The sequence below is a fragment of the Rathayibacter festucae DSM 15932 genome (assembly GCF_004011135.1).
In the GTDB taxonomy this organism is placed as follows: Bacteria; Actinomycetota; Actinomycetes; order Actinomycetales; family Microbacteriaceae; genus Rathayibacter; species Rathayibacter festucae.
The window spans coordinates 4181547-4193798 of the sequence record NZ_CP028137.1 but is presented as its reverse complement, the minus strand read 5'-3'; the positions used below and the strand labels follow the sequence as shown (position 1 = coordinate 4193798).

Here is a 12252-nt window from a genome sequence, read left to right as displayed (position 1 = left end):
GTCGAAGAGATGACGATGTCGATGTGGGGAGATACATGGTGATCGAGTAGCCCGCGCAGCGGGCGTATCGAGATCCACCAGCTTCAGAGGCCGAGTCTGCAGACCCGCCCTGCTGACGACGGTGGGTCTCGATACGCCCCTGCGGGGCTACTCGACCAGCATGGAAAGCCTGCGGGGCTACTCGACCAGCATGTGGCTGCTCGCCGGTGCTCAGTCGTGGTGCCGGATGCCCGCGGAGACGATGCGCGCCCACTCGGAGTCGACGCCGCCGAGGTCGGTCTGCACGATCAGGTGGCAGAGCTGGCCGTAGGCGATGAAGCGCTGCACGGCCGGGCCGTCGGCGCCGGAGACGACGCTCACCGTGCGGACGACCGTCGAGATGCCGCGGCGGACGGCCTCGCGGATCTCGGGCACCCCGCTCGCGCTCTGCGCCTGCGACTGCAGCATGATCAGGTCGCGGTCGGCGATCAGATCGATGTAGGCGAGGGTCATCGCCTCGAGCCGGTCGGCCGGGTCCGACGAGACCGAGGCCTCCCCCGCCGCGGCGAGCGTCGACGCCACCAGCTCGTAGCAGCGGTCGACCGCGGCGACGAAGACGCCGAGCTTGCCGGGGAAGAGCCGGAAGACGTAGGCGGGCGAGACCCCCGCCTCCGACGCGACCTCGGTGATCGGCGTGGCGGAGTAGCCGGTGCGGGCGAAGACGTGCACGGCGGCCGTGGTGATCCGCTCGCGCTGAGCTTCTGCGGTGGAGCGGGGTGTCGTGGTCGGCATGTGACTGATCAAACACTTACATCAGGACGGTGTCAAGAGGCGACCGGTGCGGATCCCGGATCAGGACCGCTTCCCCCGCCCCTTCAGCGCGAGCTGCAGCGCCGCGAGGAGCAGCAGCGCGGCGAACAGCACGCCCGAGATCCGCGCGGGCAGCAGGAACGACAGCGCTACCCCGGCGAAGGAGAACCCCGTCGCGCAGAGGCCGACCACGAGCCCCGCGCGGACGTCGAGCAGCCCGCGGCGCGCGTTCGCGATCGAGCCGCTGATCGCCGTCGGGATCATCGCGGCGAGCGAGGTGCCCTTGGCGAGCAGGTCGGCGAGGCCGAACGCCCCGACGAGGACGGGCACGGCGATCGCGCCGCCACCGATCCCGAAGAGCCCCGAGGCGACACCCATCGCCAGGCCCAGCCCGCCGAAGCCCGGCCAGACGCCCCAGCCCTCGGCGACGTCGCCGGTCTCGTTCGAGCCGAACACCGCCATCCGCACCGCCGCGGCCACGAGCAGGGCGACGAACAGCCAGCGGAGCACGCCGAGCGGAAGCCTCGCGAGCAGCCAGGAGCCGAGGACCGCGCCGATCATCGCGGCCGCGGCGATCACCGCGGCGGGGACCCAGGCGACCTGCCCGCCCAGCGCATAGCCGAAGGCGCCCGCCACGGCCGTGGGCGCGATCGCCAGCAGCGAGGTCGCGGAGGCCCGACGCTGGTCCATCCCGGCCCAGGCGATCAGCATCGGCACCATCACGATGCCGCCGCCGACGCCGAACGCGCCCGAGAGCATCCCGCCGATCGCGCCGATCAGCGCCAGCACGAGCAGCGCCCTCGCGCGGAGGGCCGTCGGGCGGGTCGCCGGTGCGCTCGCCGTCGTCTCCGGGGCGGCCTGCGCGCTCGTCTCGTCCGTCACCCGCCCAGCCTGCCACCTGCGCCGTCGCACGGCGGAAACATGCGGTGCGTACCCTTCGTGATGCGTCGCCGGTGGGGGCCGGGCGATCGACGCGAGGAGGGGGCACCGTGCGTGCGACGCCGATCCGGGCCGCGTCCTGGCCGGCCGCGCTGGCGGTCCGCGCGGTCTTCGAGCGCGAGGCGCGGCGGACGGCCGCGGCGATGCTGCCGTTCGCTCCGGAGGGGATCCAGCGGGTCGCCGAGCCGATCCCGGCGCGTCCGGACGCTCCGGCCACGACGGCCGACGTCCTCCGCTCCGCGGGAGCCGGCTCGCGCCCGACCGTGGTCTGGATCCACGGCGGCGGCTGGGTCTCCGGCCACCGGCGCGACGTGGACCCCTACCTGCGCCTGCTCGCCGAGGCCGGCTACACCGTCGTCTCGCTCGACTACAGCCGCGGGCCCGAGGCGGTGCACCCGACCGCGCCGCGGCAGCTCCTCGCCGCGCTCGAGCACCTGCGCCGCAGCGCCGGCCGACTCGGGATCGCGCGGGACCGCCTCGTCCTGGCCGGCGACTCCGCGGGGGCTCAGCTCGCGAGCCAGCTCGCCACCGCGATCACCAACCCCTCCTACGCCCGCGCGGCCGGGCTCACGACGACCCTGCCCGTCGACGCCGTGCGGGCGGTGATCCTGCACTGCGGGGTCTTCGACCTCGCCGCCCTCGCCCGCGCCACCGGCCTCGCCGGCCGCGGGCTGCGCGCCGCCCTCTGGGCGTACACCGGCCGGCGGGCCTGGTGGACCTCCGACGCCGCCCGGTGGATGTCGACGATCGAGCACGTCACGCCGCGGTTCCCGCCGACGTTCCTCAGCGGCGGCAACGCCGACCCGCTCACCGCGCAGCAGTCGCGCCCGTTCGCGGCGCAGCTGCGCTCGCTCGGCGTCCCGGTCACGGCGCTGCTCTGGGGCGACGGGCACGAGAGCGAGCTCGGCCACGAGTACCAGTTCCACCTCGAGCTGCCGGAGGCGCGCGAGGCGCTGGAGCGGACCCTCGCGTTCCTGGCCCAGCAGACGGCGCGATGAGGCCCGTCTCCGTCCCGACCCTGGCAGTCCCCTGGGCAGCCGGGACTCCACCGTGACGTTCGCCGTGCACGCTCCGTCCTACCTCTGAACCGCCCGATCGACCGACCGGGCACCGAGACGAAAGAGGAGATCATGGCCGAGAGCACCGCGAACACCACGACGACGAACGGGACCGGACGCACGGTCATCGACGACGGCGTCATCGCGAAGGTGGCCGGCATCGCGGCTCGCGAGGTGCCCGGCGTGCACGCCCTCGGCAACGGCGCCGCCCGCGCCCTCGGCGCCATCCGCGGCGCGCTCGGCAACGACGACCGCGCCCAGGGCGTCAAGGTCGAGGTCGGCGAGCGCCAGGTCGCCGCCGACGTCACGATCGTCGCCGAGTACCCGGCCGCGCTCCAGGACGTCGCGGAGGGCGTGCGCTCCGCCGTCGGCCGCGCGATCCGCGAGATCGTCGGCATGGACGTCGCCGAGATCAACGTCACCGTCCAGGACGTGTACATCCCCGAGGACGACGCCCCCGAGGCCGAGCCGCGCGTCGCCTGATCACCCCGCACCACCCCTGACGCCCCGCGGTCGATCCGGCCGCGGGGCGTCTCGGTGCGTCCGGCCCCGAAGCCGGCAGCGCCCCCTCCCCCGCCCCACCCGCCCCCCCCCCCCGACCGCGTCCCCCGCGCGGCACCGAACCCCTGGAGATGCGCATGGAGAACAACTGCGCCCGACCCCTCGACGTCGACGACGCCGTCGCGCTCATCGGAGTCCTCACCACCCTCGAGGTGCTCACCTCCGCCGGCCGCCTCGGCACCCCCGAGCTCGACTCCCTCCGGCACAGCCTCGCGCAGGGCGGCGCGGTCCTGCCCGGCGCCGACGACGTCGAGATCGCCGCCGCCCTCGCAGCCCTGAATGCGCGACTTCGCGACAGCATCTCCTAGCCGCCGACATCGGCTCTCCGCAAGAGCGTGTTTGTGACAGGCTTGTCAATGCGCGCCACTGCGCGACGATGAAGGAGCAGCCATGAGCGTCGGTCACTACGTGCTCTCGACCACCGGGCCGTTCGCGGACGAGACCGAGATCCTCGGCGTCTACTCCACCGAGTCCTGGGCACGCGAAGCCGCCGCCAGCTGGCTGGACGCCCTCGACCTCGAGGCCTTCCCGCAGTGCGTGATCGAGAACTGGAACGGGTCGCACCTGCTCCACCGCGAGGTCCTCGGCGGCCTCGGCCTCGACGACGACGGCTCGGCCGCCGGCACCGTCGAGGGCTGACCCTCAGCGTCCGCTGCTCGCCGCCCAGTGCGACGGGCGCTCGAAGTCCGGCGGCAGCGCCGTCCGCGCGTCGCCGCGCGTGCTGCTGACCTGCGCCTGCGTGAGGTAGATCGCCGTCGAGAGATCGGCCCCCGCCACGTCGGCGTCCCGCAGATCGGCGCCGAGGACGTCGCAGCCGCGGAGATCCGCGCCCCGGAGGTCCGCGGCGATCAGCAGGGAGCCGCGCAGGTCGGCGCCCCGCAGATCGGCGCCCGCGAGGGCGGCCGCCACGAGGTCGGCGCCGGGCTGCAGGCGCAGCCGGCCGTGCCGCCGCCGCCGTGGCCCGTCGTTCCGCGCGGCCGCGCTCGCCGCGATCAGCAGCGGACGGGCGGCGCCGTACTCCGCATCGACGTCGGCCGCGAGGATCGCGTCGGCGTCGGCGAGCGTCAGGGCGTGCACCGCGTCGAAGCGGACGCGCACCGCGTCCCGCAGCGCGGCGTCGATCCCGCGCAGGCCGAGGGCCACGTCGAGGTACCAGAGCAGCTCGTGCAGGCGGCGCATCAGCGGGAAGACCGCGAACATCCGCGCGCGCACCTCCGCGTCGCTGCGCCAGGAGACGCCGCCGAACGTCTGCATCGAGACCTTCTGGCCGGCGCCGAAGCAGTCGAAGACGGTGCAGCCGGCGAAGCCCTCGGGGCGCAGCCGCCGGTGGATCGTGCAGGCGTCCTCAGTGTCGAGGTTCGCGCACGGCTCACCGGCCGGCTTGTCGACCGGGAAGTCGGCGGAGCGGGTGAACGCGAGGGCGACGCAGCAGAGGCCGAAGCAGTTGGCGCAGTCGGCGCCGAGGTCCTCCCGGCGGCCGAGCTCGACGCGGGTGCGGGTGCCGGTCACGATCGCCCGCCCCTCAGTGCGACAGGGCGAGCACGCCGACGACGGCGGCTCCCAGTCCGACGAGGCCGAGCAGGCCGATGATGCTCTGCCCGACACCGAGGCCGGCCCGGACGATCGCGATCAGGGCGATGCCGGCGAGGGTCGCGACGTAGACGCCGACGCCGATCCGCAGCGCGACCACGTCGTCGATCCAGCCGAGCGCCGAGGCGATCAGCACCAGGACGGGGAGCGAGGCCGAGGCGAGGGCGCCGCCGGCGATCCGGAGCATGACGCGAGCCTCGGCCGCGGTGGGGGTCGCGGCGTGGGCGACCTGGTGCGCGATCACGTCGGCGACGAAGCCGGCGGCCGAGATGCCGACGATCGCGATGACGAGGCTGCGCAGGGCGTGCGCGGAGTCGGCCTGCTCGTCGACGGCGTAGATCATCACGACGGCCAGCCCGGTGAAGGCGGCGTAGACCCGCTCCTTCAGCGCCTTCGCGACGACGTCGAGGGACCCGCCCTCCGCCGCCGCGCGCCGACCGGACGGCCCTCCCCCGCGCACGGCGCTCAGTACGACGCGGTGTCGACGCGGGCGGCGGAGGCGTCGCCGGACTGACGGGCGGTGAGGTCGCCGAGGATGGTCGCCGAGCCGCTCGTGCCGAAGCGGGTGACGCCGAGCTCGCGGAAGGCGAGGAGCGTGTCGAGGTCGCGGACGCCTCCCGAGGCCTTGACCTGGACGGCGTCGGAGACGGAGCCGCGCATCAGGCGCAGGTCGTGCTCGTTCGCGCCGCCGCCGCCGAAGCCGGTCGCGGTCTTGACGAAGTCGGCGCCCGCGCGCTCGGCGGCCTCGCTGCCGGCGACGATCTGCTCGTCGTCGAGGTAGCTGGTCTCGAGGATGACCTTGACGACGTGGCCCTCGGCGGCCTCGACGACCGCGCGGATGTCGGCCTCGACGTCCTCCAGGAGGCCGCTGCGCAGGCGCCCGATGTTGACGACCATGTCGAGCTCGACGGCACCGTCGGCGAGGGCCTGCGTCGACTCCGCGACCTTCGCCGCGGTCGACGTCGTGCCGTGCGGGAAGCCGATGACCGTCCCGACGAGGACACCCGAGCCCTCGAGCCGGCGGACGGCGTGCGCGATGTCGGAGGGGCGCACGCAGACGCTGAAGACGCCGGCCGCGCGCGCCTCGTCGAGCTGCGCGTCGACCTCGGTGCGGGTCAGCTCGGGCTTGAGGATCGCGTGGTCGATGAGCGCCGCGATCTCGGCGACGGTCGGAAGGCTGCTTGTCATGCCCGCCATTTTACGCGGCGCCATGAGGTGGCCCGGCGGCCCCGCCCATGCTGGTCGAGTAGCCCCGCCAGGGGCGTATCGAGACCCACCGTCATCGAGAGGGCGGCGTGCAGGCCTCACACCCGGTCACGGCGGATCTCGATACGCCCGCTCCGCGGCCTACTCGATCAGCATGCAAGGGGCCCGCCGGCGTGTGCGAGCCGTCGCCATCCGTCACGAACGGCTGCCAGAGAGCGGAAGAAGGAGCCGTTCGCGACGGATCACCGTCCGGAACAAGCGGCGCAAGCGGAACGCGCGAGCGAATCGGAGAATCGCGTGCCAAGCGATTCTCCGCAGCGGACGCAGGACGCTCTGCGGAACCCCGCCACTTCGAGAAGCCGACTGCGGGAGGGGCGGCAGGGACGCCCCGACCGGGAACGCCGAAAGGCCCCGCGATCTCGAGATCGTGGGGCCTTTCGGTGTTCACGCAGAAATGCGGGCGCCGCTTACCAGCTCGACTTGGTGATGCCGGGCAGCTCGCCGCGGTGGGCCATGTCACGGAAGCGGACACGCGAGATGCCGAACTTCGAGAGGTTGCCGCGGGGGCGGCCGTCGACGGCGTCGCGCGAGCGGACGCGGACGGGCGAGGCGTTGCGGGGGAGCTTCTGGAGACCCGTGCGGGCGGCCTCGCGGGACTCGTCGGTCCCGGCGGGGTCGACGAGGGCCTTCTTCAGCTCGAGGCGCTTGGCGGCGTAGCGGTCGACGACCACCTTGCGCTGCTCATTGCGGGCGATCTTGCTCTTCTTGGCCATACTTAGCGCTCCTCGCGGAAGTCGACGTGCTTGCGCACTACGGGGTCGTACTTCTTGAGCACGAGACGGTCGGGGTCGTTGCGGCGGTTCTTCTTGGTCACGTAGGTGTAACCGGTTCCGGCCGTCGAGCGGAGCTTGATGATCGGACGGACGTCCTGCTGCTTGGCCATTAGATCTTCACCCCACGAGCGAGAACATCCTTCACGACGGACTCGATGCCACGGGCGTCGATGACCTTGATGCCCTTGGCCGACAGCGTCAGCGTGACGTTACGGCGCAGGGACGGGACGTAGTACGTCTTCTTCTGCACGTTCGGGTCGAAGCGGCGCTTGGTGCGCCGGTGCGAGTGCGAGATGGCGTGTCCGAAGCCGGGAACGGCTCCGGTCACCTGGCAGACTGCTGCCATGGTTTCCTCCATGTGTGGGTACCGTGGGCCACGCGCGGCACGAGGCCTCGCCCGACCCACCCAAGGTCACTTGTCGGCGCACCGCCCGCCTGTCGAGGAGGACCGGGGTCCCGCCCGGAGGGCAGCGCGCAAGAGCGTGCAGATGCACGCAACCCGAGTAGCTTAGGCGACACGCGCGCACCCTGCAAGACCCGCCGGTGCTACGGTCGCTCCGGTGCACCGGGGGGTCCGGGTCGCCGCGGGGGGAATCATGAACGGCTCGAGGCCGGATGCACTGCGGCGCCGTGCGCTGCTGCTGGGGATCGCCTCCGCCGCCGTCGGCCTGGCCGGGTGCACGAGCACCGGGCGGCTCACGCCGACCGCGACGCCGGTGGCCGCGACCACGACTCCCACCCCCACTCCCACTCCCCCGCCGCGCCCCGTGCCCACGGCGACGGCGGCGCCCGTGCCGATCCGCGCGCGCTTCCCGCTCCCGGAGGGCACGATCACCGAGCTGCCCGGCGACGGGAACCTGATGGCGTGGACGGTCGACGACGGCGCCGACTCCGACGTCGTCGCCGCCTACGCGCAGTTCGCGAAGGACACCGGGACCCGGCTCACCTTCTTCCTCAACGGGAAGTACGACTCCTGGACCGTGAACGCGCCGGCACTCGCGCCGCTCGTCGCGAGCGGGCAGGTGCAGCTCGCGAACCACACCTGGTCGCACGCCGACCTGACCTCGCTCTCGGACGACGGGATCCAGGAGGAGCTCGGCCGCAACGGCGACTTCATCCGCGCGACCTACGGCGTGGAGGCCGCGCCGTTCTACCGCCCGCCGTTCGGCTACACCGACGCGCGCAGCCGGGCGGCCGCGGCGGCCGTCGGCTACACGGCGACGACGCTCTGGTACGGCTCGCTCTCGGACTCGGGGCGGATCACGCCGGAGCAGCTGCTCGGCTTCGCGGACCAGTGGTTCCGGCCGCAGCGCATCGTGATCGGGCACGCGAACTTCGACCCGGTCACGACGGTCTACGCGCAGCTGGTCGACCTCCTCCGCGCCCGCTCCCTCGAGACGGTGACCCTCCGCGACGTCTTCGCCGTCTGACCCCCGCCCCGTCGGCTCCGCGAGATGCCACTTGTGCACGCTTTTCACGGCGTGTCGCGTGCACAAGTGGCATCTCGCGGCGGGGATCAGACGCGCAGGGTCGTGTGGGCGGCGGTGGTGATCGCGGCGGCGACCGCGTCGAGGCTCGGGGTGTGCAGGGACCACTGCTGCCAGTAGAGGGGGACGTCGACGGGGGCGCCACCGAGGGGGACGAGGCCCGGCGCGCCGACGGGGGCCTGCAGCTCGGGGAGCATGCCCCAGCCGAGGCCCAGGCGCACGGCCTGCTCGAAGTCGGCCGAGCCGGGCACGCGGTGCTGCGGCGGGCGGGCCTCGACGCCGGCCGCGGCGAGGAACCGGGCCTGCAGGCGGTCCTTCTCGTCGAAGACGACGACGGGGGCGACGGCGAGCGCCGCCGCGTCCGGCCCCTCCGGGAACCAGCGCTCGGCGAAGGCGGGGGCGGCCATCGCCCGGTAGCGCATCACGCCGAGCGGGGCGACGGTGCAGCCGAGCACCGCCTCCGCCTCGGCCGTCACCGCGGCGAGCACGGTGCCGTCGCGCAGGAACGCGGTGGTGTGCTCCTGGTCCTCGCGGTGCAGCTCGACGACGACCTCGGGGACGGTCGCGAGCGCGGGCAGGACCCAGGTCGCGAGCGAGTCGGCGTTCACCGCCATCGGCACCGTCACCGGTCCGCGGCCCTCGCGCGCACCGCCGTCGAGCGCGCGGACGGCGTCCTCGGTGAGCAGCTCGATCTGACGGGCCAGCCGGAGCAGGCCGGCGCCCGCCTCGGTGGCGACGACGGGACGCGAGCGGACCAGCAGCACCCGCCCGGCCGCCGATTCGAGCGCTTTGATCCGCTGGCTGAGCGCGGAGGGCGTGACGTGCAGCTCGCGCGCGGCGGCGTCGAACGAGCCGAAGCGCACCGCGGCGGCGAGGGCGCGGAGGCGGGCGAGGTCGAGATCGTCGGTCAGCATCGCATTCCCCATCAGTCGCGCTTACGGTACTGAAGGAGCGTGAGCTGGTCTACAGGCGCGGTCGCCCCTAGCGTCGGAGTCGTGTCCCCCCTCCTCGCCGCCGTGTCCGGCCTCGGCTTCGGCCTCTCGCTCATCATCGCCATCGGCGCGCAGAACGCCTTCGTGCTGCGGCAGGGGCTCCGCCGCGAGCACGTGCTCGCCGTCGTCGCGATCTGCGCCCTGGCGGATGCGGCGCTGATCATCCTCGGCATCGCCGGGATCGGCGCGGTGCTCGAGTCGGCGCCGTGGCTGCTGGTGGTCATCCGCTGGGGCGGGATCGTCTTCCTGCTCGCCTACGCGGTGCTCGCCGCGCGGCGGGCCCTGCGCCCGGGGACGCTCGAGGGCGACCCGGCCGGTGCCTCCACCTCGCTGCGGACGGCGATCGGCACCTGCCTCGCCCTGACACTGCTCAACCCGCACGTGTACCTCGACACGGTGGTGCTGCTCGGCTCCGTCGCGAACACGCACGGCGACGAGCGCTGGTGGTTCGGCGCGGGGGCGGCGCTGGGCAGCGTGCTGTGGTTCACCGCGTTGGGCTTCGGGGCGCGGGCGCTGCGCCCACTGTTCCGCAGCCGGACGGCCTGGCGGGTGCTCGACGGCGCGGTCGCGGTCGTGATGGTGGTGCTGGCGGTGTCGCTGGCACTGTCGTCCTGAGCAGGGTCGTTCGGAGCCGGGCGTCCTGAGCGGGCCGTCCTGAGCGCTGTCGTGCTGAGCGGAGGCGTCCCGAGCGCTCTCGTGCTGCGGGGCGGCGCGCCGGTCAGCCCGCGCGGGCGATCGAGCGGGCCGCCAGCAGCCAGACGATCCCCGTCGCGAGGATCGACAGCGCTCCGGCGAGCGAGGCGGCGAGCGAGAGGCCGAGCAGCAGCTCCTGCGACGGCGTCGCGGTGACCAGGAGCGGGGCCGACACGGCGTACCCGCCGACGGCGTTGACGGCCACCGCGACGGCGGCGGTCACGATCACCCGCCGCGGGACCGTGTGCGAGCGCGCGAGCGCGACGAGCCCCACCACTCCCGCGGCGAAGGCGAGCACGGCGAGGACCAGCACGAGCGTCGCGGCGGTGATCATCTCGGGTGTCGCTGTCGAGCCGGTCGTGCTCGGCGAGGACCAGTTCACGATCGGCCGCAGCACGATCAGGACCGCGAAGACGATCAGCGCCGTCGCTCCGGTCGGGCCGACCAGCCCGCCCTTCGAGTCGGCGCCGCGCGCGAGGACCGAGGCGGCGGCCGCGAGCAGCCCCGCACCGAGGAGGACGACGGCGCGCGCCGCGAGCAGGGAGCCGGAGCCGGTCGGGGCGACGAGGAACACGACGTCCAGCAGTCCGGCGGCCGCGACGAAGAGGCCGGCGAGGCGCAGGGTGGCCGCGCGCCGGGCCGCGGACGGCGCACCGGTGACCGGAGTCGTCATCGGGGTCCCCTCTCCCGTGCTGGACCCTCCACGCTAGCGCGCTCGACTCCTCGCGCATTGTTCTACTAATATTGCAAACATGCTGCTGCGCGTCGACCACTCCTCGCCGCGCTCGCTGGCCGATCAGCTCGAGGCGCAGGTCCGCGCCGCTGTGGCGGCGGGCGAGCTCTCGGCGGGCGACCGCCTGCCCCCGGCGCGCGAGCTGGCCGACTCCCTCGGCATCAACATGCACACCGTTCTGCGCGCCTACGGTGCGCTCCGCGACGACGGGATCCTGCAGATGCGACGGGGGCGCGGCGCCTGGATCGCGGAGTCGGCCGGCCCCGGCCTCGTGCGCGTCACCGCCCTCGTCGAGCAGCTCGCCGCCGAGGCCCGCCGCAGCGGCATCAGCCGCGCCGACGTCATCCGCCTTCTCGAGAGGACCGCACCGTGACCACCACCGGCACCACCACCGACCGCAGCCCGCGCACGCTCGTCGCCGCCGCGTCGCTCCTGCTCCCCGCCGCGGCGGTCCTCGTCTCGCGGGCCGTCCTCGGCGACCGGCTCCCGCCCGTGCTCGCCTCGCACTGGTCGAGCACCGGCGCCGCGGACGAGTCGCAGAGCGTCGCGGTCCTCCTCCGGCTGGCACTGCTGCTGGCGGGGGTGCCCGCCGTCGCCGGACTCGTCGCCGCCGCGTTCGGCCGCGCCCCGCGCCTCCTGCTCGGCGGACTCGGGCTGGTCGCCGGTCTCGGTGCCGGCGGCTGGGCGACCTCGGTCGGCACGACGCTGGCCGCGGGGTCGGCGGAGGAGGCCGTGCTCGGCGCCTGGCTCCTCGCGCTCCTCGGCGGCGGGCTGTTCGCCGTGGTGCCGGCGCTGATCGCGCCGCCCACCCGGCACGCGCCGCGGGTCGCCGCCGACCGGCTCCCGCTCGGCGCCGAGGAGACCGGCGCCTGGTCGCACACCGTCACCGGCCGGGTGTTCGCCGTCACGGGAGTGGTGCTGCTGCTCATCGCGGCGGCCGCCGTCCCGGGTCTGCTCGCCACGGGCGACACGGGACCGGCGATCGCGATGGCGATCGTGCTCGGGACGAGCGCCGTCGTGATGCTCGGCTTCACCCGGCTGCGCGTCACGGCCGACCGCCGGGGGCTGCGCGTCGTGTCCCGGGTGCTCGGCATCCCGCTGCGGCGGATTCCGCTGGCGTCGATGGCCTCGGTGAGCACCGCCGCGCTGCGGCCTTCGGAGTGGGGCGGCTGGGGCTACCGGATGTCCCCGGGCCGCTCGGCCCTCCTCCTCCGCGCCGGCCCGGGGCTCGTCGTGACGACCACCCACGGCAGCGAGTTCGCGATCAGCCTCAGCGACCCGGAGACCCCGGCCGCCCTCCTCGAGACGCTGCGCCGACGCGCCGAGGACCGACGCGCGTAGGGTGCGAGCGCGGCCGGTCGTCGCCGCCGG

18 protein-coding genes are annotated in these 12252 nt (G+C 74.2%); 8 read left to right on the top strand and 10 right to left on the bottom strand.

The features are described 5' to 3' along the window. Nucleotides 1-210 precede the first annotated feature (210 nt). Both C1I64_RS19100 and C1I64_RS19095 read right to left on the bottom strand, forming a co-directional pair. Nucleotides 211-771 carry a TetR/AcrR family transcriptional regulator gene (locus C1I64_RS19100; protein WP_127888311.1) on the bottom strand — a complete coding sequence of 187 codons (561 nt, stop codon included), beginning with the start codon at nt 769-771 and terminating at the stop codon, nt 211-213. Nucleotides 772-831: 60 nt separating this feature from the next. Then, the gene (locus tag C1I64_RS19095; protein ID WP_127888310.1) at nt 832-1671 is read right to left on the bottom strand and encodes a sulfite exporter TauE/SafE family protein; all 840 of its coding nucleotides are present in this window, start codon (nt 1669-1671) and stop codon (nt 832-834) included. Nucleotides 1672-1778: 107 nt separating this feature from the next. On the opposite strand from C1I64_RS19095, the gene C1I64_RS19090 reads away from it, so the two are divergent. The 4 genes from C1I64_RS19090 (at nt 1779) to C1I64_RS19075 (ending at nt 3986) form a co-directional block, all read left to right on the top strand. Beyond that, nucleotides 1779-2726: an alpha/beta hydrolase gene (locus C1I64_RS19090; RefSeq protein ID WP_123701600.1), complete on the top strand. Its 948-nt coding sequence runs from the start codon at nt 1779-1781 to the stop codon at nt 2724-2726. A 132-nt stretch (nt 2727-2858) separates the two neighbouring features. Beyond that, nucleotides 2859-3269, top strand: coding sequence for an Asp23/Gls24 family envelope stress response protein (locus C1I64_RS19085; protein WP_123444780.1), 411 nt, complete (start codon nt 2859-2861; stop codon nt 3267-3269). Nucleotides 3270-3424: 155 nt separating this feature from the next. Then, nucleotides 3425-3655 carry a hypothetical protein gene (locus tag C1I64_RS19080; protein WP_123701598.1) on the top strand — a complete coding sequence of 77 codons (231 nt, stop codon included), beginning with the start codon at nt 3425-3427 and terminating at the stop codon, nt 3653-3655. Between the two features lie 82 nt (nt 3656-3737). Then, the gene (locus C1I64_RS19075; RefSeq protein WP_123444778.1) at nt 3738-3986 is read left to right on the top strand and encodes a hypothetical protein; all 249 of its coding nucleotides are present in this window, start codon (nt 3738-3740) and stop codon (nt 3984-3986) included. A 3-nt stretch (nt 3987-3989) separates the two neighbouring features. Here C1I64_RS19075 and C1I64_RS19070 read toward each other — a convergent pair whose 3' ends face one another. The 6 genes from C1I64_RS19070 to rpmB form a co-directional block, all read right to left on the bottom strand. After that, a complete protein-coding gene (locus tag C1I64_RS19070; protein ID WP_127888309.1) occupies nt 3990-4856 on the bottom strand; it encodes a pentapeptide repeat-containing protein in 867 nt (288 codons plus the stop codon). 13 nt (nt 4857-4869) lie between these two features. Further along, nucleotides 4870-5397 (bottom strand): hypothetical protein, encoded by a 528-nt coding sequence (locus C1I64_RS19065; protein ID WP_123444776.1) that lies wholly within the window; start codon nt 5395-5397, stop codon nt 4870-4872. Nucleotides 5398-5402: 5 nt separating this feature from the next. Next, on the bottom strand, nt 5403-6125 hold the full coding sequence (deoC, locus tag C1I64_RS19060) for a deoxyribose-phosphate aldolase (RefSeq protein WP_127888308.1): 723 nt from the start codon (nt 6123-6125) through the stop codon (nt 5403-5405). 485 nt (nt 6126-6610) lie between these two features. Continuing rightward, nucleotides 6611-6916, bottom strand: a complete 306-nt coding sequence (gene rpsN / locus C1I64_RS19055) for a 30S ribosomal protein S14 (RefSeq protein ID WP_123444774.1) — start codon at nt 6914-6916, stop codon at nt 6611-6613. A 2-nt stretch (nt 6917-6918) separates the two neighbouring features. After that, nucleotides 6919-7086, bottom strand: a complete 168-nt coding sequence (rpmG, locus tag C1I64_RS19050; RefSeq protein ID WP_027692168.1) for a 50S ribosomal protein L33 — start codon at nt 7084-7086, stop codon at nt 6919-6921. Continuing rightward, nucleotides 7086-7322, bottom strand: a complete 237-nt coding sequence (rpmB, locus tag C1I64_RS19045) for a 50S ribosomal protein L28 (protein WP_056038148.1) — start codon at nt 7320-7322, stop codon at nt 7086-7088. Before rpmB ends, rpmG begins: the two co-directional genes overlap by 1 nt. A 250-nt stretch (nt 7323-7572) precedes the next feature. On the opposite strand from rpmB, the gene C1I64_RS19040 reads away from it, so the two are divergent. Then, a complete protein-coding gene (locus tag C1I64_RS19040; protein WP_127888307.1) occupies nt 7573-8406 on the top strand; it encodes a polysaccharide deacetylase family protein in 834 nt (277 codons plus the stop codon). A gap of 86 nt (nt 8407-8492) precedes the next feature. On the opposite strand, the gene C1I64_RS19035 is transcribed toward C1I64_RS19040, so the two are convergent. Further along, the gene (locus C1I64_RS19035; protein ID WP_127888306.1) at nt 8493-9377 is read right to left on the bottom strand and encodes an ArgP/LysG family DNA-binding transcriptional regulator; all 885 of its coding nucleotides are present in this window, start codon (nt 9375-9377) and stop codon (nt 8493-8495) included. 81 nt (nt 9378-9458) lie between these two features. Here C1I64_RS19035 and C1I64_RS19030 point away from each other — a divergent pair, with 81 nt between their 5' ends. After that, entirely contained in the window at nt 9459-10070 is a 612-nt protein-coding gene (locus C1I64_RS19030) for a LysE/ArgO family amino acid transporter (protein ID WP_208645168.1), read from the top strand. Between the two features lie 103 nt (nt 10071-10173). On the opposite strand, the gene C1I64_RS19025 is transcribed toward C1I64_RS19030, so the two are convergent. Continuing rightward, complete coding sequence (locus C1I64_RS19025; protein WP_127888304.1) at nt 10174-10821, bottom strand: hypothetical protein; 648 nt, start codon at nt 10819-10821, stop codon at nt 10174-10176. Between the two features lie 79 nt (nt 10822-10900). Here C1I64_RS19025 and C1I64_RS19020 point away from each other — a divergent pair, with 79 nt between their 5' ends. Beyond that, a complete protein-coding gene (locus tag C1I64_RS19020) occupies nt 10901-11254 on the top strand; it encodes a GntR family transcriptional regulator (protein ID WP_127888303.1) in 354 nt (117 codons plus the stop codon). Further along, nucleotides 11251-12222: a hypothetical protein gene (locus tag C1I64_RS19015; RefSeq protein WP_127888302.1), complete on the top strand. Its 972-nt coding sequence runs from the start codon at nt 11251-11253 to the stop codon at nt 12220-12222. Before C1I64_RS19020 ends, C1I64_RS19015 begins: the two co-directional genes overlap by 4 nt. Nucleotides 12223-12252 lie beyond the last annotated feature (30 nt).

Coding starts and splice junctions, on each gene's coding strand:
- C1I64_RS19100 (WP_127888311.1), bottom strand. CDS start 771: ATGCCGACCACGACACCCCGCTCCACCGCAGAAGCTCAGCGCGAGCGG.
- C1I64_RS19085 (WP_123444780.1), top strand. CDS start 2,859: ATGGCCGAGAGCACCGCGAACACCACGACGACGAACGGGACCGGACGC.
- C1I64_RS19080 (WP_123701598.1), top strand. CDS start 3,425: ATGGAGAACAACTGCGCCCGACCCCTCGACGTCGACGACGCCGTCGCG.
- C1I64_RS19075 (WP_123444778.1), top strand. CDS start 3,738: ATGAGCGTCGGTCACTACGTGCTCTCGACCACCGGGCCGTTCGCGGAC.
- deoC (WP_127888308.1), bottom strand. CDS start 6,125: ATGACAAGCAGCCTTCCGACCGTCGCCGAGATCGCGGCGCTCATCGAC.
- rpsN (WP_123444774.1), bottom strand. CDS start 6,916: ATGGCCAAGAAGAGCAAGATCGCCCGCAATGAGCAGCGCAAGGTGGTC.
- rpmG (WP_027692168.1), bottom strand. CDS start 7,086: ATGGCCAAGCAGCAGGACGTCCGTCCGATCATCAAGCTCCGCTCGACG.
- rpmB (WP_056038148.1), bottom strand. CDS start 7,322: ATGGCAGCAGTCTGCCAGGTGACCGGAGCCGTTCCCGGCTTCGGACAC.
- C1I64_RS19040 (WP_127888307.1), top strand. CDS start 7,573: ATGAACGGCTCGAGGCCGGATGCACTGCGGCGCCGTGCGCTGCTGCTG.
- C1I64_RS19035 (WP_127888306.1), bottom strand. CDS start 9,377: ATGCTGACCGACGATCTCGACCTCGCCCGCCTCCGCGCCCTCGCCGCC.
- C1I64_RS19025 (WP_127888304.1), bottom strand. CDS start 10,821: ATGACGACTCCGGTCACCGGTGCGCCGTCCGCGGCCCGGCGCGCGGCC.
- C1I64_RS19020 (WP_127888303.1), top strand. CDS start 10,901: ATGCTGCTGCGCGTCGACCACTCCTCGCCGCGCTCGCTGGCCGATCAG.